Consider the following 18,659-nt stretch of genomic DNA (forward strand, 5'->3'; position numbering starts at 1 on the left):
AAACGCAAGAGGTTCCGATGCCGAAATCCGCCCTGATCCTGCGCCACCTCGCCTTCGAGGACCTTGGCAGCTTTGGTCCCGTGCTTGAGAAAGAGGGCTACCGGCTCAACCATATCGAAGCGGGGGTCGATCCCTTGCCGGACCCGCTTGGCACCGATCTTGTTGTCGTTCTCGGCGGCCCGATCGGGGTGAATGACACAAAGGCCTACCCTTCCATGGCGGCGGAGCGCGACTGGCTGGCACCACGCCTTGCCGCCCGCCGCCCGACCCTCGGCATATGTCTCGGCGCGCAGCTCATGGCTTCCGCCCTTGGCGCGCGGGTCGCGCCGATGTCGCGCAAGGAAATCGGCTTTTCCACCCTGACGCTGACAGAGGCCGGCAAAGGTGGTCCGCTCGGCCACCTTGCGGACACGCCCGTTCTCCACTGGCATGGCGAGGCATTCGAAACGCCCGTCGGGGCGGAGAACCTGGCCGCGACCTCCGCCTGCGCCACCCAGGCCTTTGCCATGGGACCGGCCATATTGGGGCTGCAATTCCATCCCGAGGCAGGCGAACTGCCAGCCTTCGAGCGCTGGCTGATCGGCCACAGCGTGGAACTGGCCGGCGCCGGCGTCGACCCGGCCGGCCTGCGTCGCGATGGGCTGGCGCATGGGCCAGCGCTGCGACGCGCCGGCCAATCCATGCTCCGGGCCTGGCTGCGGGGCCTGCCTGCATGACGGCGATCACTCTTCTGACCGGCCGCGCCCGGTCCTTGGCGGGAAGCGACGCGCTGAGCGGCATCGCGAAAAAACCGGCGGACGGGCCACTTCGGCTCGGCCCCGAAGGATTCGAAGGCGATGAACAGGCGGACCGGCGGGTCCATGGCGGCGTCGAAAAGGCGGTGCATCATTATCCGCTGGATCATTACACGCTCTGGCGCGAAGAGCTCGGCGAACGGCCGGCGCTTGGCGCTGCCGGCGGCTTCGGCGAGAACATCTCGTCATCCGGCCTGACCGAAGCCACGGTCGCCGTCGGCGACATCTTCCGGCTGGGCAGGGCACTGGTGCAGGTCTCCCAGGGACGCCAGCCCTGCTGGAAGCTCAACCATCGTTTTGGCGTGCCCGACATGGCCCGCCGCGTGCAACAGACCGGGCGCACCGGGTGGTATTACCGCGTGCTTGAGCAGGGTGTGGTGGCGACGGGCGACCGGCTCACGCTCGTCGACCGCATTGCGCCGGACTGGACCTTGCGCCGGCTGTGGCGCGCGCTCTATGTTGACCGGCTCAACCTCGGCGAGCTCGAGGGCATGGCCGCGCTCGACGTTCTGGCCGAGGGCTGGCGGAGATATGCGGTCCGGCGGCTTGCAAGCGGCCGGGTCGAGGACTGGCGCAACAGACTGGACGGCACTTCATGACCCCTCCCCCCTTCGTGATCTCGATCCAGAGCCAGGTTGCCTTCGGCCATGTCGGCAATTCCGCGGCGCTTTTTCCGATGCAGGCTGCGGGGCTGGAAGTGGCGGCGATCCCGACCGTGATCTTTTCCAACACGCCCGATTATCCGACGCTGCGCGGCCGGGCGCTTCCGCCGGAGTTCTTCTCCGACCTGCTGCAGGGCGCGCGCGAACGCGGCTTGCCCGAGCGGGCGAATTTCATCCTGACGGGCTATATCGGCTCGCTCGACGTGGCGCTGATGGTGGCGGATTTCGTGGCCGAGGCGAAAGCCGTCAATCCCCGCCTCACTTACGTCTGCGACCCGGTGATGGGGGATGCCGGCCCGGGCCTCTATGTGCCGGAAGCCATCGCCGACGTCATGCGCGACCGCCTGCTGCCGATGGCCGATATCGCGACGCCAAACCCGTTCGAACTTGCCTGGCTGACCGGGCGGAAGATCGCGACCCTGAAAGACCTGGAAACCGCAAGAACCTTTCTCCGCATCGCCCCCGGCGCACATCTGATCGCCACGGGCTGCGCACTGGAAGACACCCCCTCCGGCCATATCGAGAGCGTCATTCTCAGCGATGACGGCCTCAGCCGTCATCCGGTGGAGCACCTGCCGGTCGCGCTGCCGGGAACGGGCGACCTGTTCGCCGGGCTGATCGTCGCGGGTTTGGCACGCGGGCACATCCTGTCGCGCGCGGTGGAGATCGCCCAGCGCCTGACATCGCGCGCGTTGAACCACGCCCGCACCCTCGGCGCCGGCGAAGTGGTGCTCAGCGAACCGAAATTCCGCCGCGCTCTGCTGACGCTCGATTGGTGAGCGAAGATGACTCATCTGAGCTTCCAACGTTCGATGCGGTGAATTTGCAATACCGAACGAAGGGTCTCGTAAATAGTAGATATCAGCGAGCCTATGCTGTCCTTGAGGCGTTGGATGAGGCCGGGATCTCGAAAGATGCGGTGGTCCGCTCGGGCGGCGCGCTCGATTACCAACGCGGCTTTGAGATCGGCCTCAACGGCGTGGCGGACTTCGATGCGCTCGAGCGCCAAGCCGACGGCAGTCATCGCGACCAGCGACGACATGGCGATCTCGTTCATGAGCAGCATGCGCAAGCTTGGATGGAATCTCCCCGGCGATCTGCCGATCGTGTCCTTACGGCTCCCCGCGCCCGGCCAACTTTCCTGAGCAGAGCGGTTGAAGGGAGGCATCTCCGATACCGTCTACATTCCAATCCGAACTGATTGATGGTCGGAGCAGGCGCGTCGCCCTCAGCGATATCCATGACTATGCCTATCCTCTGGCGTGCCTGCTCGACTCAAGCCGCCGGACGAAGGTTTCCGTTCGCGCCCCATTCTCCGCCAGGCCCAGCGCTGTTCAGTACCAGAATTGGTCAGGCGCATTGCATCTTTGAAAATGACATTGGAGTGCGGCACTGGCTATAATTAGCGATCTATGAAATGCCAGGAGTTCCTGCTGGCGATCGGAGGGGGCATGCTTCGTTTCAGATCTACGAAACCAATCGAGCGATCGGATGGCCGGTTGCGGATCAGGACTGTTGCCTCGTCGATCCTGTTCCAGTCGACCGCCCTTGCCGGAACGCTTGCCGGCGTTCCGCTGCCGCTCTATTCGCGCGGTTACACCCGTGCCTATGCGGCGGCGAGCTGTAATCAGCCGGTGACGACGGAGACGGCGTCTAATATCGATGAAAGCCAGTTTCAGCAGCGGAACGGCGATGTCGCGTCCCAGACGATCAGTTGCACCATCGGTTCAGGAACGCTGACGGGCCCGCAATATGCCTATGGCGGCCCCTATATGGCGCTGTACAATGTTGGCGCCGGTGGCAGCGACACCTATCGGGGCCAGACCTACAACGTCCATTCCAACTGGGCCTGGTCGGGCTTTGGCGTCAGCGTCACCAACAATGCCGATATCACGGTTACGGAAGCGGGCGGCACGCAATTGCTGTTCGCCCCGGGCGGAAACATAACGCTCAGTGACCTGCGCGTCTCGGATACGCAGTATAACGCGCTCGGCGTAGTCTCGCTCGGCGCGCTCAACTGGAGCGGTTCCGATGACAACATGAAAACCGGCGCCGGCAATGGCGGCGCGGTGACCATCATAAGCTCCGGCGATGTGTCGAGCACGGTCGGCGGCGGCATCTTCGCGCTCTCACAGGGCGGCACCAACAAGCATGCCGACGACGTCGGAAAACAATATGCCGGTTCCGGTTCTACCGTTACCGTGAGATCTTATGGCGCGGTTTCCGGCAGCAGTTTCGGGATCGCCGCGCTCAGCATTGGCGGGCCTTCGACTTACAGCAAGGACAGCGATTTTTCCGGACCGGGCACCGGTGATTATGTCTCGGTCTATGCCGGAGGATCGGTCTCCGCCGCCGTCAGCGGACCGGCAATCCTCGCTGCATCCTATGGCGGCAACACCCCTTACAACGTCAACAGTTTCGGCGACGGCGTGCAGGGGGGCAACGGCGGCAACAGCTATACGTCCGAAATATCCGACTGGCAGAACCGGCGCTTTTACAACGCCGTCAAGGTTCAGGTCGGTAGCACGGCCAAGCCCATGGCGGGAACGATCAGCACCCAGTCGGCGGGGGCGGTTAATCTCTGGCTTAACAACCACACTGTCCAGCTGACGCGCGAGACCGGTGCCGCGATCGCCGCAATCACGCGCGGCGGCAACGGTCTTGCTGAAGGCGACAAGCAGGCGATGTTCGGCGGTTCCGTCGGCCAGGCCGCCGTTTATCTCTACGGCGCTTCGGCGACAGTCATCCAGACGAGCGGCTCGCAGTCGCCTGGTATTTTCGCACTCAGCCAAGGCGGCACATCCTACGAGACTGACAAGGATGATAATGAGCGGCCCGGCGGAGCCGGATCGACGGTTAACGTCACCGTCGCAGGCGGCGGCAGGATTTCAACCGGCGGCAGCAATTCCACTGGCATCATCGCGCAGTCACTGGGCGGCGGCGGCACTTCGACTTTCAAACAGTCCAAGGGTATTGGCGGCAGCGCTGGCGCGGTCACCGTCTCCAGCGATTTTTCCATCATCACGTCCGGCGATCATTCGCACGGCATCATCGCGCAGTCGGCCTCGGCCGCCGACGGCGACGGGATCTACACCAATGCCGGCACCGGCGCGCTGACCTGGGGGGACACCAGCGCCAGCGGATCGACCAGCAGCGACGTGACGGTCACCAATTCAGGCAACATCACCGTCTATGGTATCGATTCGCACGGCATCGTCGCGCAATCGATCGGCGGTGGCGGCGGGCTTTTGCAGTCCACCGGAACGATATCGACCACGAGCTACGCCACCGGCTCGGCGGTTTCCGATCCGGATGGCGGCCAGACGATCGGCGGACAGACCGCCGGCTCGGCCCCTGGTCAGGTCACCGTCACCAACAAGGGCAATATTTCCACCTATGGCGGCTATGCCGGCGCGAAGACGGCGGCCAGCAGCTCCGACCAGACAGCGATTGGCGGCGGGATCGCGATCCTGGCGCAGTCGATCGGCGGTGGCGGCGGCGTCAACTCCGGCACGGGCGCGACCGGGGCGATCGGCGCGGGAACGGGTTCGTCATCCGGCAGCGGCAGCAATGGCGGGGCGGTCACCGTTCACAATTACGGCAACCTGACCACAGCGGGCTCGGAGGCGCACGGCATCGTCGCCCAGTCGATCGGCGGCGGCGGCGGCCAGGGCCGGAACAAGAAGGGCCTGTTCCACACGGTCGGCGGCGCCGGCGGGCCCGGCGGCGCGGGCGGAACCGTCGATCTCGTCACAGAGGCTTCGACATCGATCGCTCTCGGTGGCGACTATGCCATGGGCATGGTTGCCCAGTCGATCGGCGGCGGCGGCGGCGCGGGCGGTCAGGCAACCGCCTGGGGATTGTTCTTTTCCAGCGCGACCGGCGGTTCGGGCGGCGCCGGCGGCGCGGGTGGCCAGGCAAAGGTCACCCAATTCGGCTCGGGCACGAAGGGCGCAAGCGATTACAGCGCGCTTTCCACCAAGGGCGACCATGGTACCGGCATTCTGGTGCAGTCGATCGGCGGCGGCGGCGGGATCGGCGGCAATGGCAAATCGACCAGCGCCGGTTTCGGCATCGACATCTCGATTGCCCATGGCGGCTCCGGCGCTTACGGCGGCAGCGGGGACGACGCGAAGGTCTATACCAACGGCGTTGTTGCCACCAGCGGCACGGATGCACAGGGGATCGTCGTCCAGTCGATCGGCGGCGGCGGCGGTTCTGGCGGCCAGACCTCGTCCAAGGCGATTGCCGCCGGCGTGCCGTTCGACGAGGACGGCAACACGATCTCGTTTTCGGTTTCGATCGCCCATGGAGGGAACGGCGGCGCGGGCGGCGATGGCGGCACGGCCGAGGCGCATGTCTACAAGACATCCAGAATCCAGACATCCGGCGATGGCGCGGCCGGCCTCGTGGTTCAGTCCATCGGCGGCGGCGGCGGCAATGGCGGAGATGCGACCGCCAGTTCCGTGGCCAAGTCGATCACCTCCTGGCTGGCGGAAGATGAGGAGAAAGTCGACGCAGGCACGGATTTTGCCGTCTCGGTCAATTCCTATGTCGGCGGCTATGGCGGCGTTGGCGGCGTCGGCGGCACCGTCAGCGTCAGCCATTACGGCGCGATCAGCACCACGGGCGGCTATGCCGACGGCATTCTGGCGCATTCGATCGGCGGCGGCGGCGGCAATGCCGGCACCGGCTCCGGTTCGACCAAGGCGGCGGACGGCATCAAGTCGGCGGCCCTGAATATCGGTCTCGGGGCCGACGGCGGCGCCGGCACCAATGGCGGCAGCGTCGACGTGCACATGGATGACGCCGGCGCTTCAATCTACACCGGCGGACACGTTTCGCGCGGCATCTTCGCCCAGTCGATCGGCGGCGGCGGCGGCTCCTCCTCCGGCGGCGGCGGCAGCGGCGACGCGGACTGGGACATCACAATCGGTCTCGGCGCGAAGGGTTCGGCCGGCGGCGATGGCGGCGCGGTGAGCATCTCGAGCGAAGGCGCGATCACCACCAAGGGCGACTGGTCGGATGCGATACTCGCGCAATCGATCGGCGGCGGCGGCGGCGCGGCCGGCTCCGGCAAGAGCTCGCTTTCCATCAAGGAAGACGAGGATGACGACGACGATGATGATGGCGGAGATGACGCCGAAGCGACGGAAACGATGCTCGCCATGGTGTCGTCCTCGGATGACGATGACGACGAAGGCGATGATGATGATGATGGCGGAGATGACGACGACAGCGACGAGAAGACCCTCACATTCGGCGTAACCGTCGGTTCGACCGGCGGGGCGGGTGGAGCCGGTGGCGCTGTGATCATCGGCCAGAACAGCTCCGGCACGGTCGTCGGCACCGGCACGATCCACACCTATGGCACGATGTCGGCCGGCATCGTGGCGCAGTCGATCGGCGGCGGCGGCGGCGCGGTGGCGATCTCCTCGGGCAGCGATGATTCCGATGACAGCGGCTCCTCCAGCAGTTGCGATTCCTCCAGCAGTTCGAGTAGTGACGATTCCAGCTCCGACGATAAGGATAGCTGCGCCACGCTCACCATCGGTTCGGAAGGCGGCAGCGGCGGCGATGGCGGAGCTGTCTCGGTCTACGCCGGCAGCATCTATACCGGCGGTTTCGCCTCCCACGGCATCGTCGCCCAGTCGATCGCCGGCGGCGGCGGGATCGGCTTTTCCTCCGGTCTTGCGGTTTCCAAGGTCAAGATCGGCCTCGGCGGCAAGGCGGACGGCAATGCCGGGACGGCGGGCGCGGTAACCGTCAAGACCCTTTCCGACACCAAAATCGTCACCAAGGGCGATGCCGCACAGGGCATCATTGCCCAGTCGATCGGTGGCGGCGGCGGTCTCGTTGGCGCTGCGCTCGGCACCGACAGCGCGGTCAATGACGACAGCATATCGAAGGTCCTGAGCGCAACGATGGGCTCCGGCAGTAATCCCGGCACGGCCCATGGCGGCAAGGTGGCGATCAGCCACAGCGGCGCGCTCGCCACCTATGGCGCGCGCTCGGTCGGCATCGTCGGTCAGTCGATCAGCGGCGGCGGCGGTTTCATGACGGCGGCTGAGACCGTGCTCGACGAGATATCCTTCGTCCAGAAACAGGCGCCCAACAGCGCCGATGCGGTGACGGTCGACCTTGAGGAAGGCGCGACCATCGTCACCTCCGGCGATGGCGCTTTCGGGATATTGGCGCAGACGGTTACCGGCGGCGGCGGCGTGGCGGCCGATCTGGCCCAGAAGCTCAATGCCTCCTACAGCTACTACGACAGCCTCTCGAGTGGCTCGAACTTCTACTACACAGACAACGGCAATGCCGACAGCGCCGGAACCGTTGGCGTCACCATCGCCTCCGGCGCATCGATCAAGACCAGCGGCAAATACGCCCACGGCATCGTGGCGCAGGCGATCGGCGGATCGGGCGGCATTTTCACGCAGAACGGCAAGACCTATGCCGGCACGCTTGGCCGCTTCAACAACATCAAGAACGGCGAGGCCGACGGCAATGCGCAGTCCGGGTCGCTTGCCGTGACGATCGGCGGATCGGTTGCCGTGACGGATCCGACCGCATGGGGCGTGTGGGCCCAGACCACCGGCGAGACCATGACGCTGACGCTCGACAAGGGCGGGGCGCTAACGGGCTCCACGGCCTCCGCCGTGAACGGAGCCTATCAGGGCGGCGCAGTCTATGCGTCGGCAGCCAAGCGGACCAGCATCACCCACAACAATTACGGCACGCTGACCGGCAATGTCGTGAACCACGCCTTCGATACATCGTCGTCTTCCGCGGCCAATGGCGCGGTGCAGATGGCGGCGCTCGGCGGCACCAGCATTTTCCTTAATCAGGGAACGGGCACGTTCGTGACCGGCGCGATCGCGGACGTCGACAGCGTGCTCAACGCCGGCAGCATTGATCCGGGCGGCGCGTGGAACACGATTGCCACGACCTTCACCGGCGATCTGGCCGGCGTCGGCTCATCGGGTAGCGCCTATGATGTCGCCGATCTCGGCCTTTCGACCGCGTTCTCGCCGTTCAGCTATTTCAAGCGCAGCGACCGGATCGACTGGCGCACGGAAAGCGCCAGCAAGGGCGGGCTGTTCACCAATCTCGATGTCGACATGGAGCACGGCACCGCCGACCGGCTGACGATTGCCGGCGACTTCGCCGGGACCTGGGGCGTCGACATCAACGCCAACGCCCTGCTGCCGAACACGCGCAGCGAGTTCCTGAAGGCCGAGGGTAGCGACACCTCGTCGCTCACCGCCCTCTCCTCGCTGGTGTTCGATTTCACCGACGTTACCAAATCGGCGGAGGGCTGGTACGGTTTCTCGGTCGATGATGCGTATTTCACCGGCAACGGAGTCTCGCTCGGCAAGAATGCCGGCGAAGTCTCGAAGGCCATGCAACAGGCCTGGGACAAGATTGCCGACGGCAGCGCAACGGAAGTGAAGTTTGCCGAAGACGAGATTTCGCTCGGCCAGGCCTTCGGCGCGTTCCATCAGTCCGAGCCGGAGACCTTCTCCGACATGCTGCTGGAACTCGCCTCTCAGACGGCGGCGGCGCCGCTGGCGGATTCGCCATCTGCGGCGATCGCGGCGGCCAACAGCGTGCTGTCGTGCCCGGCCTTCGAGATGACCGGGGTGATGATGGACGAGGGCTCATGCGTGTGGAGCCGCGTGCTTGGCGGCGAGACGACGCAGGACGCCCATGGCGATGCTTCCGGCTATACCCAGTCGGTCGGCGGCCTGCAGATCGGCGGCCAGACGGAGCTCAGCGATGGCTGGTTCTTCGGCTCGGGGCTCACCTATGAGAACAGCTGGTTCCGCAACGACAGCGGCTCGGAGAAGATGGACCAGCAGTCCTTCACCGGCGCGGTCGCGCTGAAGCGGGAAATGGGCCCGTGGCTCTTCGGCCTTGTCGGCGGCGCGGGCTACAACTGGGGCGATTCCAAGCGCTACATCAACCTCGACACGCTCTCGGCCACGGCGCGGGGCGAGCCGGATTCGGCGATGTTCTTCGCCCGGTTCCGCGCGTCCTATGAAGTCGCCCTGGGCGATGAGTATTACATGCGCCCCAAGGTGGATTTCGACGTCATCAACATGCACCAGTTCGGCTATACCGAAACCGGCGCGGGCGCGGTGAACCTGATGGTCGACGGCAATTCCGACACCGCGTTCGGCGTGACGCCTGGCATCGAGTTCGGAGCACGGATTCCGTTCAAGGAGAACTGGCCGGCGCGGCTTTACGGCGATCTCGGCGTGACCTTCCTGACATCGGATGAATGGGAGACGACGGCGCGGTTTGCGGGCCTATCCTCAGTGGACAGCTTCTCGACCTTCACGCCGATCGCCGATACGGTGGGCCATGTCTCGCTCGGGCTCGACCTTGCGCAACGCCAGGGCATGGAGCTGAAGTTCCAGTATGACGGCTCGTTCGCAGACGACTATCAGTCGCATGTCGGCTCCGTGCGGTTCGGCTACCGGTTCTGATCAGGCAACAGGTCACGGCCTGCCGAAAAGCGCTGGAGAGCGGCAAAGCTGTTGCCGCCTTCCTGATCCCACCCAACGCACAGGAATACCGCATGCCCGCCGATCCGTCCGAAAACAAGGGTGCCGCCGACGGCATCGCCGCACCGTCCGTGCCGGATCGCGCGGATGCGCCCGAGGCGCGGGTGGATCCCGCCGTTCTGCAGACCAATGTAACCTGTTCGCGCGGCTTTCCGCAGTGGCTTGCCATGCACAACTGCTCGCTGGCTTTCACCTCCTACCAGACCGGTCAGCTGTTTCTCGTCGGCACGCTGCCCAACGGGTCGCTGTCGCTGCATCAGCGCAATTTCGTGCGGGCCATGGGGCTGATCGGCGACGCCCAGCGCCTGCTGCTGGCCGGCCTTGCCCAGATCTGGCGCTTTGAAAACGTGCTGGCGCCCAATGAGCGCGCCAACGAACATTTCGACAAGCTCTATGTGCCGCGTCGCGGCCAGACGGTGTCGGACCTCGACGTCCACGAACTCGGCATCGACGCCGCCGGCCGGCTTCTTTTCGTCAACACCAAATATTCGTGTCTGGCGACCGACAGCGTCGCCCATTCGTTCAAGCCGGTCTGGCGACCGCCCTTCATCTCCCGACTTGCGCCGGAGGATCGGTGCCACCTGAACGGCCTTGCGATGGAGAACGGCGTTCCGCGCTTCGTCACCTCCGTCTCGACATCGGACATCGTCGACGGCTGGCGCGAGCATCGCCGCGATGGCGGCGTGGTCGTCGATATCGAGACGGACGAGATTGTCGCCGAAGGCCTGTCGATGCCGCATTCCCCGCGCCTGCACGATGGCGGTCTGTGGTTTCTCGATTCCGGCAATGGCTATCTCACCCGGCTGGACCTTGAAAGCAGGGCGCGCGAGCGCGTCGCCTTCTGCCCCGGCTTTCTGCGCGGCCTCTCCTTCCATGACGGCCATGCCCTGGTCGGACTTTCGCTGGCGCGGCGCGAAGGCGTGTTTTCCGGGCTCAACCTTCAGGACGAGCTCGAGCGGCGCAAGGCCGAGGCCTGGTGCGGGCTGCAGATCGTCAACACGGCCAATGGCGATATCGTCGAATGGCTGCGTCTCGAAGGCGGCATCAAGGAACTCTTCGACGTGCGCGTTTTGCCGGGCGTCCGCTGCCCAATGGCGCTGCCGACATTCGGCCCCGAACTTGCAAGCTTCATCACCATCGAAGCGCCGGATCAGCCCTTGTCGGAACGCGGCTGGAAACCGGCCTAGTTCACGTCGACACACCCTGGAAAACGACGGTCAGCGCTTTTTCGCCATGCGCCATTTCACTGTCTCTGTTCACGTAGGCGTGGCCTCAGACGACCACGCCGCATAGTCGGCATTGACCTTTTCCATATCGCTGTAGAGCCAGGCCATGCGGTCGAGGAACCAGAGCTTGAGCAGCATGGTCAGCGCCATGCCGGACAGCGTCGCCCATGGATCGAGCCAGATTAGACCGCCAACGAAGATGAGCCCGGAGACGGCCGAAAGCGCGTTCAGCACATTGCCGGCGCGTTCGTGACCGGCGGGAATGGGCACGCTTTTGCGCCTGAGCCAGACCCGTTCGCCGAAAATTCCGCGCGTCATCCAGTTGTTCTTGCGGGCGGGCGGCGAAAAAAGCCGCGGGTTCAGCCAGACCCAGGCAAGGGCTGCAATGGCCGGCAGGATGGCCCAGGGCCCGATCAGCACCCGGCTCCAGGCGGCAAGCGCCAGCGCGGGCAAGACGGTCAACCGGCTCCAGCCGCTCCACGGATTGGCGTGGCGCTGCCAGGTGCTGTCGTCCATGCCCATCAGCTTTTCCGCATATTCTGCAAATTTCATCGGCTGATGTTCTCCGTGTTTGTGCCCGCGGCCATCCTGTCGGTCTTTCGCTTGCGCGCCAGCCGCCGGATCCGGCCGGTGGCTTTCCTGAACCCGCGCTCGAACAAGAGCGCCCAGAGCGCCCCGGCGAGAACCTGCCACAGAGTATGCGAATCCGATTCGATGCGCGAGCCGCCGACAAAGAATGCCGCCAGGATGACGACGGTTTTCAGCACCGGCGACTTTTCGATACAGGCATTGACAAGGCTGCTCGCCCCGAAGCTTGCCGCCGCCATGTGGCCGGACGGAAAACCCTGAAGGCTTCCCGAGGGGCGGATGTTGATCCGGGCATCGCCAAGCCCCCATTTCGTGAGGTGGACTGTGCCGAGCATCGCCAGAAACCGCACCGCATAGTCTCCGCCGCCGCCGGTGGCGATCCGGCAGCCGAACGCGGCGACCGGCAGCGCGATCTGCAGATTGTCGCCGTAGCTTTCGACCGTTCTTTGAGAGAGGCACAGAGCCAGCGCCAGAACGGCGACGATGAGGATGTTTCTGTAGTGGAGGAGAGCTTGCTTCAAATGTCCAAATCCGTGATCGCTTCAATCACGGATGCGCTACGGCGAAGACGCCGCTGCGTCGTCCTGACCGGCAGGCGAGGACATCTGACAGGCCGGAAACCGCCTTTCTCGCTGTGCGTTTTCCGGAAAAGACCGGAATTTGCGGTTACCGGAAGGGCGCGCTAGAAAGTTTCCTCAACGACCGCCAGAAACTCCGACACCGCCCTTGATCGACCAGTTCAAAACCATTGCCGACACGGCCCTGCCGGTGGTCGCTTTCTATTCGGCGGTGCTGGCCTTCGGGCAGACCCGGTTTCACGCCAGCGCCCGGCTGCTCGGCGGCCTGTTCCTGCTGGTCTTCATCATCTCGCCGCTACCCTTGCGCTTCGACGAGACCACGCTTGCCGGGCATGTCTATTCCTCGCTGGTGTGGGGGTTGTTCGCCCCGGCCAGCACATTGCTGGCGCCGCTGTTTTATTTTTACGTGCTGGCGCTGACACAGGAAGGGCCGTTTCCAAGGCCATCGGGAAGGCATTTCATCCTGCCAGCGATTGCCGCCGCCGCCGGCCTTGCCATGGCCCTGCTGCCGGTTGCGGTGCGCAATGGCCTGTTTTCCGCCGCAGAAACCGGAGCGCCGCTGCCGCCAGCGCTTTCCGCTCTTGTCGGCGTCTGGCGCTTGCTCGGCCCGGCGACGTTCGCCCTGTGGCTGGTCTATGTCGTGCTGATGTACCGGCGGCTGACCGCCTATCGCAAGCGGCTCTGTGACCTCTATGCCAGCACCGAGCGGCTGGAGCTCTACTGGATCAACTGGCTGATGGGCATGGTGGCCGTTTACGCCCTGCTCAACCTCGTCGATGCCGCCGTGTTCGATCCGCTCGGCTGGGCTGTGGTACCGGTGATTGTCGACCGCCTTTGGTCGCTGCTGATCGTGATGGTTCTGGGCTTTTGGGGATTGCGCCAGCGACCGGGGCTGTTGCCGCCAGATGCGGCCCCGGCGGAGGCCGTCGAAATCGGCAAATATGAAAAAAGCGCGCTCTCGCCCGAGATGCAGCGGCGGATCGCGGACAAGCTCGTCGCCGCCATGGCGGATGAACGGCTTTACCGGGACGCCAGTCTTTCGCTCTGGTCGCTTTCACAGCATATCGGCGTTGCGCCCAATTATATCTCGCAGACGCTGAGCGAAACGCTCGGTCAGTCCTTCTACGCCTTCGTCAACGGCTACCGTATCGGCGAGGCAAAGGACCTGCTGGTTTCGCAGCCACGCTCGGTTCTCGAGATCGCCTATGATGTCGGCTTCAACTCCAAATCGGCTTTCTACACCGCGTTCCGGCGCGAAACGGGTAAAACCCCGGCGGCCTTCCGCAAGGCGCAGCAGGCGGACTGTGGCAGAGCCCAGAACGACGCGACCGGCTAGAGTAGCCGATCGCCAAATGCTCTACAGACGGATCATGCCCGCGTCCACGTTGACGCACTGGCCGGTCATCCAGCCGGCGTCGTCGGAGACCAGGAATGCCACGACCTTGGCGATGTCCGACGGCTGGCCCTTGCCGGGCATGGCCTGCAGCATTTCCACGAAACCGAAGCTCTCGGCATGCGGGCTCGCCTTCACGCCGTCGGATTCGGTGAGGCCCGGCGTGCCGAGCGCGCGCAGCACTTCCGGATAAGCATCCACGGGGCCGGCGGCCAGCGGGAAGACCGGGGGGTTGGTTTCAAGATATTTCATCTTCCCCTCCTCAACCGTAGAAATTGACGCCGGTCTTGTAGTCCTTGAAGCTCTCCGCATCGTGGCTGAACAGAACCTCGGCAACCTTCGCCTTCTCAATCTCCTTCAACCGGCGCATCGAGTTCACGCCGGCCACGGGGTGGATATGGAAGCCGACATTGATGTCCTGCTCATAGGTCTTGCGGGTATAGGCGGCGTCGGCAAATACATCCTCGACCTGCATTTCGCCGAAGTGGTCTCCGTCACCGTCGTCAACGAAGACTGGTTCCAGATGCAGAGCGAAGAGACCAAGGCCGCCATCATCGAAGCCGGTCGTATAGCCGAAGAAGCGGTCTACCCCTGGGGCGTCAAGAATGTCGGCCGCTCCTACGCCACCTGGACCGAAAACGGCGGCGTCATCACCCAGCTGCCGCCGGAAGAACAGACCCAGATGGAAGAAGGCTTCGCCACGCTCGCTGCTGAACTGCTGGAAGGCCAGCCGGAAGTGAAGGCCGAATATGAAAGGCTCCACGCCCTGGTTGAGGCATCCAAGGCCCAGTAAAACGCCGGCCTCAAGGAATTGATCGTTCCCCCGCCTCGAGCATGCAAAGCCGTGCTCGGGGCTTCTTGTTGCGCGCGTGCAGGACCTGTCGCCCTTTTCGACGGTCCCGCCTCCGGCCGCCCGGCGACCGATGCGCCGTGTAAAAAATAGCCGGGAATTTGTTCTCATTGTAGGATCGAGACGGGCGAAAACACGCACGTGTTTCACATCGGTGTGAAACACTACGTTCGGTCGTTCCGCCACCGCTGATCTGGCGCATGCGCGAGCATGCGCCGCGCCTCATCTGCCAGCTCCGTTCAACGAAGAGCGAGTTTGCAGCCGCGGTCGACTTCCGGGCGACCGCCACAGTGCTTCTGGCTACTCGGTTGCTAGCCGTCAGACGTCGTTGCGGCTTTGTCGAGCAAAGACATTGCCGCCTGATGCCGGCGTCTTTCGCGATAGGCGGCGAACTGCGTGTCGGCGATCACGCCGGCCAGTATGACGCTGCCCATGACCGCGAAATTCAGGGATGAGGGAATGCCGAGAAGGTTGACGAGATTCTGAAGCACCTGAAGCAGAATGACGCCGAGCACCACGCCGATGATCGAGCCCTCGCCGCCGCGCAGTGAAAACCCGCCAAGCACGGCGGCCGCAATCCCGTAGAGCTCGTAGAAATTGCCGTGCGATGCCGGCTGAACCGAACGGGTGTACATCGCGAAGAACACCGCCGAAAGGCCGGTCAGCAGCATGCACAGCACATAGGCCGAGACGATTACCCTTCGCGTATTGATGCCGGAATAGCGCGCCGCCTCCTCGTTCTTGCCGACGGCGAAGAGATGCCGGCCGAACACGGTGCGGTGCAGGACGAACCAGGAGATGACGGCGACGAGGGCGAAGGCGATCACCGAGTGCGGGATGCCGAAGCTGCGGCCGGCAACAAGATATTCGAGCGCCGGAAAATCTGTTCCAAAGGTGAAGCCGGCCGTGCCGTCGCGGGTGTAGAAACGGGCAATGCCGCGATAGATCAGCAGCCCGCACAGGGTCACCACGAAGGGCTGGAGCCTCAGCCTGGTCACCAAGAGGCCGTGCAGCAGGCCGATGAAAACGGCGAGCACAAGAACGATCGCGAGGGCAACCGGCCATGCCACGCCATGGGTCGCGATCAGGTCGATGAAGATGACCCCCAGAAGCGCGATGACGGAGCCGACCGAAAGCTCGATCCCGCCGGTCACGATGACGAAGGCTTCGGCAATGGAAAACAGGCCGAAAAGACCGATCAGGTTGGCCGTGTTCGCAAGATTGATCGGCGACAGAAAGCGCGGGTTGACCAGCGCCACAATCGCCCCGACACAGATGACCAGAACCGCAAGCCCGATATCTTTTCTATGCATTGTCGTAACCTTCTATCCGACGGCCAGCCGCAGGATGTTCTCCTCCGACAGTTCCTCATGTTCCAGAATTCCGGCGATGCGGCCGTGGCTCATCACGGCGACCCGGCTCGACACGCCGATCACCTCTTCCATGTCCGAGGAGATCATCAGAAGCGCCGTGCCGCCCGCGGCAAGTTCGCGCATCAGGCGGTAGACCTCCGCTTTGGCGCCGACATCGATCCCCCGCGTCGGCTCGTCCAGGATGATAACCTTCGGCCGTGTCGCCAGCCATTTCGCCAGCACGATCTTTTGCTGGTTGCCTCCCGAAAGCTCCGCCACCGGCCGGTCGAGCCGGCTGGCCTTGATCGCGAGATTGTCGCGCGCGTCGACGGCCAGAGCGAGCTCGGCCCGCCGGTCGACAAACCCGTGTCGCGACAAGGCGGCAAGGTTCGGCATCGCGATATTCCCGGCAATCGCGAAGTCGAGAAACAGACCTTCCGACTTGCGGTCCTCCGGCACGAGACAGATCCCGGCCCTAATCGCGTCCGGCACCGAGCCGGGCGCAACCGGCTTTCGCGCGACGGTCACCGTTCCGGCTTCGATCGGATCGATGCCGAAAATTGCGCGCGCAAGCTCCGTGCGCCCCGCGCCCACAAGCCCCGCAAGCCCGAGAATTTCGCCGCCGCGCAACGCAAGATCGACGCTTTCATGCGGATAGGCGGCGGTGCGCAGGCCGCGCGCCTCGAGCACGATGTCTCCACGCTTGTCGGCGGGCTTTTCGTAGAATTCCGAAACCGGACGGCCAATCATGAGGCGCACCATGGCATCCTTGCGGACGGCCGTGCCGACGAGATCGCCGGCATTCCTGCCGTCGCGCAGCCCGACGACCCGGTCGGCGACCGCCTCTATCTCGCCAAGACGATGGGTAATGAACAGCACGGCGACGCCCTGCTCGCGCAAAAGCCGGATGACGTCCAGCAGGCGCTGCGTCTCCGAAACCGTCAGGCTCGATGTCGGCTCGTCCAGGATCAGCAGGCGGACATTGGTCGAAAGCGCCCGGGCGATTTCGACCAATTGCTGATCGGCAAGCGAAAGCTCGGCCACGGGATCGGACGGGCCGAAGCGTGTGCCGAGCATGGCGAGCAAGGGCCGGACGCGATCTTCCATCGCCGCGCGGTCGATGAAGCCGAACAGGCTCTTGCGCAATTCCCGACCCAGCATCACGTTTCCGGTCACGTCAAGATTTGAGAACGGGTTCAGTTCCTGGTGCACGAAGGCTATGCCATGCGACAGTGCGCGGGCGGGGGTCAGGCTTTCCATGCGATGACCGTCAATGATGATTGCGCCGTTGTCGGGCCGGATTGTGCCGCCGAGAACCTTCATCAGGGTGGACTTGCCGGCACCGTTCTCGCCGATCAGGCCGACCACCTCGCCGCCGGCGATCTCCAGCGAAACATCGTTGAGGGCAATGGCGCTGGGATAGACCTTGGTGATGCCGCTCAACGTCAGGGAAATGGGTTTGCCGATCCGTGCCATCGCTTCCTCAAACCGTCGGATTGACCCGTGCGGACGATGATGTCCGCACGGGCGGGAAATGCCAGTGGCGACAGGAGGGACGCCGCATTTCCCGGGCTAGCCGTTGATGCGCTTCTTGAGCTCGGCCTCGAAGGCATCGACATTGCCCTGGTCGATGATCTTGGTGGGCACGATGATCAGCCCGTCCGCCGGAATTTCCGACCTGTCGCCTTCCAGGTAGGACGCCATCAGCTTCATGCCCTGATAGCCCCACTGGTAGGGGTCCTGCACGACTGTGCCGGCAAACGAACCCTCGCGAACGGCCCCGAGCGTGATCGGGTCCTCGTCGAAGGCGATGACGGTGATGTCGCCCAGCTTGCCCGCCGCCTGCAGGGCTTCGTAGATCTTGGGCGGATTATAGGAATAAAAACCCACCATGCAGTTGATTTCCGGGCTTGCGGCCAGCACGTCATCGACATTGGAGCGGGCGCGGGCGAAATCGACATCGTCGCCGCGCACATCCACCAGTTCGATGCCCTTGCCTTCGACCGCCTGGCGGAAGCCGGCGATGCGTTCCTTGGCATTGTCCGCGCCGAGAAAGCCGACAAAGCCCATGCACTTGCCGCCATCCGGCATCGCGCCGACGGCGATTTCACCAGCCTGAACGCCAGCGGCGGTGTTCGACGAGCCGAGATAGGCGATCCGGTCGGATTGCGGCGCGTCGCTGTCGGTGGTGAACAGCGGCACCTGCGCGGCGATCCGGTTGAAGGCGTCGATCGAGTTCTTCGGATCGGCCGAAGAAATCATGATGGCGTCCGTGCCTGCGGCGACCAGATCGTCCATCAGCGCGTTCTGCAGGGCGGCGGTGCCCTGCGCCGGATAGCGGAACTGCAGCTCGTAGCCCGGAAGCTCCGCCTGCGCCGCGTTGACGCCCGCCTCGGCCAGTTTCCAGAAGTCCGATGCGGCATTGACGACGAAGGCAAGCTGAGGCTTGTCGTCGGCCATTGCAGCGGTTGCGGTTACAGCGAAGCCCGCTGCAGCCAGGAATAGGGATGTCTTATTCATGATATCCTCCCGCGACCCTCTCCTCCAGGATCGCTCTTACCGGGTTGAAAATGGCGCACGGCAACGCCGCAGCGGGCCTTGCCCGACGCCGTGGTATGCGATGGTGCGGACGGGCGACCGCCGAAG

General features: G+C 64.4%; 16 protein-coding genes. 8 read left to right on the forward strand and 8 right to left on the reverse strand.

Annotated elements, in window-relative coordinates; all coding sequences use genetic code 11:
* The first annotated feature begins 17 nt into the window (after positions 1-17).
* The 3 genes from V6765_RS08325 to pdxY are packed head-to-tail and all read left to right on the forward strand — an operon-like array spanning position 18 to position 2,235.
* A complete protein-coding gene (locus V6765_RS08325; protein ID WP_448427655.1) occupies positions 18-716 on the forward strand; it encodes a glutamine amidotransferase in 699 nt (232 codons plus the stop codon).
* Positions 713-1,393 carry an MOSC domain-containing protein gene (locus V6765_RS08330; protein WP_448427657.1) on the forward strand — a complete coding sequence of 227 codons (681 nt, stop codon included), beginning with the start codon at positions 713-715 and terminating at the stop codon, positions 1,391-1,393. The genes V6765_RS08325 and V6765_RS08330 overlap by 4 nt, the downstream gene beginning before the upstream one ends.
* Complete coding sequence (gene pdxY, locus V6765_RS08335) at positions 1,390-2,235, forward strand: pyridoxal kinase (RefSeq protein ID WP_448427659.1); 846 nt, start codon at positions 1,390-1,392, stop codon at positions 2,233-2,235. Before V6765_RS08330 ends, pdxY begins: the two co-directional genes overlap by 4 nt.
* An 11-nt stretch (positions 2,236-2,246) precedes the next feature.
* Here pdxY and V6765_RS08340 read toward each other — a convergent pair whose 3' ends face one another.
* Positions 2,247-2,513, reverse strand: coding sequence for a hypothetical protein (locus V6765_RS08340; protein ID WP_448428812.1), 267 nt, complete (start codon positions 2,511-2,513; stop codon positions 2,247-2,249).
* On the opposite strand from V6765_RS08340, the gene V6765_RS08345 reads away from it, so the two are divergent.
* The 3 genes from V6765_RS08345 (at position 2,449) to V6765_RS08355 (ending at position 11,213) form a co-directional block, all read left to right on the forward strand.
* Entirely contained in the window at positions 2,449-2,601 is a 153-nt protein-coding gene (locus tag V6765_RS08345; RefSeq protein WP_448427661.1) for a substrate-binding domain-containing protein, read from the forward strand. The genes V6765_RS08340 and V6765_RS08345 overlap by 65 nt on opposite strands.
* Positions 2,602-2,907: 306 nt before the next feature.
* Entirely contained in the window at positions 2,908-9,948 is a 7,041-nt protein-coding gene (locus tag V6765_RS08350; RefSeq protein WP_448427663.1) for an autotransporter outer membrane beta-barrel domain-containing protein, read from the forward strand.
* 92 nt (positions 9,949-10,040) lie between these two features.
* Entirely contained in the window at positions 10,041-11,213 is a 1,173-nt protein-coding gene (locus V6765_RS08355) for a TIGR03032 family protein (protein ID WP_448427664.1), read from the forward strand.
* 69 nt (positions 11,214-11,282) lie between these two features.
* On the opposite strand, the gene V6765_RS08360 is transcribed toward V6765_RS08355, so the two are convergent.
* Positions 11,283-11,804, reverse strand: a complete 522-nt coding sequence (locus V6765_RS08360) for a DUF6653 family protein (RefSeq protein ID WP_448427666.1) — start codon at positions 11,802-11,804, stop codon at positions 11,283-11,285.
* A complete protein-coding gene (locus V6765_RS08365) occupies positions 11,801-12,361 on the reverse strand; it encodes a phosphatase PAP2 family protein (RefSeq protein WP_448427668.1) in 561 nt (186 codons plus the stop codon). Before V6765_RS08365 ends, V6765_RS08360 begins: the two co-directional genes overlap by 4 nt.
* A gap of 205 nt (positions 12,362-12,566) precedes the next feature.
* Here V6765_RS08365 and V6765_RS08370 point away from each other — a divergent pair, with 205 nt between their 5' ends.
* Complete coding sequence (locus tag V6765_RS08370; protein ID WP_448427670.1) at positions 12,567-13,754, forward strand: helix-turn-helix domain-containing protein; 1,188 nt, start codon at positions 12,567-12,569, stop codon at positions 13,752-13,754.
* A gap of 21 nt (positions 13,755-13,775) precedes the next feature.
* Here V6765_RS08370 and V6765_RS08375 read toward each other — a convergent pair whose 3' ends face one another.
* Together V6765_RS08375 and V6765_RS08380 are read right to left on the reverse strand one after the other, a co-directional pair.
* Entirely contained in the window at positions 13,776-14,063 is a 288-nt protein-coding gene (locus V6765_RS08375; protein ID WP_448427672.1) for an SDR family oxidoreductase, read from the reverse strand.
* A gap of 10 nt (positions 14,064-14,073) precedes the next feature.
* A complete protein-coding gene (locus V6765_RS08380) occupies positions 14,074-14,286 on the reverse strand; it encodes a hypothetical protein (protein ID WP_448427674.1) in 213 nt (70 codons plus the stop codon).
* Positions 14,287-14,295: 9 nt separating this feature from the next.
* Between V6765_RS08380 and V6765_RS08385 the strand changes: the two genes are divergently transcribed.
* Positions 14,296-14,604, forward strand: a complete 309-nt coding sequence (locus V6765_RS08385; RefSeq protein WP_448427676.1) for a hypothetical protein — start codon at positions 14,296-14,298, stop codon at positions 14,602-14,604.
* Positions 14,605-14,972: 368 nt separating this feature from the next.
* Here the strand turns inward: V6765_RS08385 and V6765_RS08390 are convergent, their stop codons facing one another.
* From V6765_RS08390 to V6765_RS08400, 3 genes are all read right to left on the reverse strand, one after another.
* Positions 14,973-15,974, reverse strand: a complete 1,002-nt coding sequence (locus V6765_RS08390) for an ABC transporter permease (RefSeq protein WP_448427678.1) — start codon at positions 15,972-15,974, stop codon at positions 14,973-14,975.
* Positions 15,975-15,986: 12 nt separating this feature from the next.
* Entirely contained in the window at positions 15,987-17,489 is a 1,503-nt protein-coding gene (locus V6765_RS08395; RefSeq protein ID WP_448427680.1) for a sugar ABC transporter ATP-binding protein, read from the reverse strand.
* A 96-nt stretch (positions 17,490-17,585) separates the two neighbouring features.
* Positions 17,586-18,533 (reverse strand): sugar-binding protein, encoded by a 948-nt coding sequence (locus tag V6765_RS08400; RefSeq protein ID WP_448427682.1) that lies wholly within the window; start codon positions 18,531-18,533, stop codon positions 17,586-17,588.
* Positions 18,534-18,659 lie beyond the last annotated feature (126 nt).

The sequence above is a fragment of the Martelella sp. FOR1707 genome (assembly GCF_053484265.1).

Excerpts from the sequence above, each read along its gene's own strand:
- V6765_RS08345 (WP_448427661.1), top strand. The coding sequence starts at position 2,449 with ATGCGCTCGAGCGCCAAGCCGACGGCAGTCATCGCGACCAGCGACGAC.
- V6765_RS08360 (WP_448427666.1), bottom strand. The coding sequence starts at position 11,804 with ATGAAATTTGCAGAATATGCGGAAAAGCTGATGGGCATGGACGACAGC.
- pdxY (WP_448427659.1), top strand. The coding sequence starts at position 1,390 with ATGACCCCTCCCCCCTTCGTGATCTCGATCCAGAGCCAGGTTGCCTTC.
- V6765_RS08380 (WP_448427674.1), bottom strand. The coding sequence starts at position 14,286 with ATGCAGGTCGAGGATGTATTTGCCGACGCCGCCTATACCCGCAAGACC.
- V6765_RS08395 (WP_448427680.1), bottom strand. The coding sequence starts at position 17,489 with ATGGCACGGATCGGCAAACCCATTTCCCTGACGTTGAGCGGCATCACC.
- V6765_RS08390 (WP_448427678.1), bottom strand. The coding sequence starts at position 15,974 with ATGCATAGAAAAGATATCGGGCTTGCGGTTCTGGTCATCTGTGTCGGG.
- V6765_RS08340 (WP_448428812.1), bottom strand. The coding sequence starts at position 2,513 with ATGAACGAGATCGCCATGTCGTCGCTGGTCGCGATGACTGCCGTCGGC.
- V6765_RS08400 (WP_448427682.1), bottom strand. The coding sequence starts at position 18,533 with ATGAATAAGACATCCCTATTCCTGGCTGCAGCGGGCTTCGCTGTAACC.
- V6765_RS08355 (WP_448427664.1), top strand. The coding sequence starts at position 10,041 with ATGCCCGCCGATCCGTCCGAAAACAAGGGTGCCGCCGACGGCATCGCC.
- V6765_RS08375 (WP_448427672.1), bottom strand. The coding sequence starts at position 14,063 with ATGAAATATCTTGAAACCAACCCCCCGGTCTTCCCGCTGGCCGCCGGC.
- V6765_RS08325 (WP_448427655.1), top strand. The coding sequence starts at position 18 with ATGCCGAAATCCGCCCTGATCCTGCGCCACCTCGCCTTCGAGGACCTT.
- V6765_RS08330 (WP_448427657.1), top strand. The coding sequence starts at position 713 with ATGACGGCGATCACTCTTCTGACCGGCCGCGCCCGGTCCTTGGCGGGA.
- V6765_RS08350 (WP_448427663.1), top strand. The coding sequence starts at position 2,908 with ATGCTTCGTTTCAGATCTACGAAACCAATCGAGCGATCGGATGGCCGG.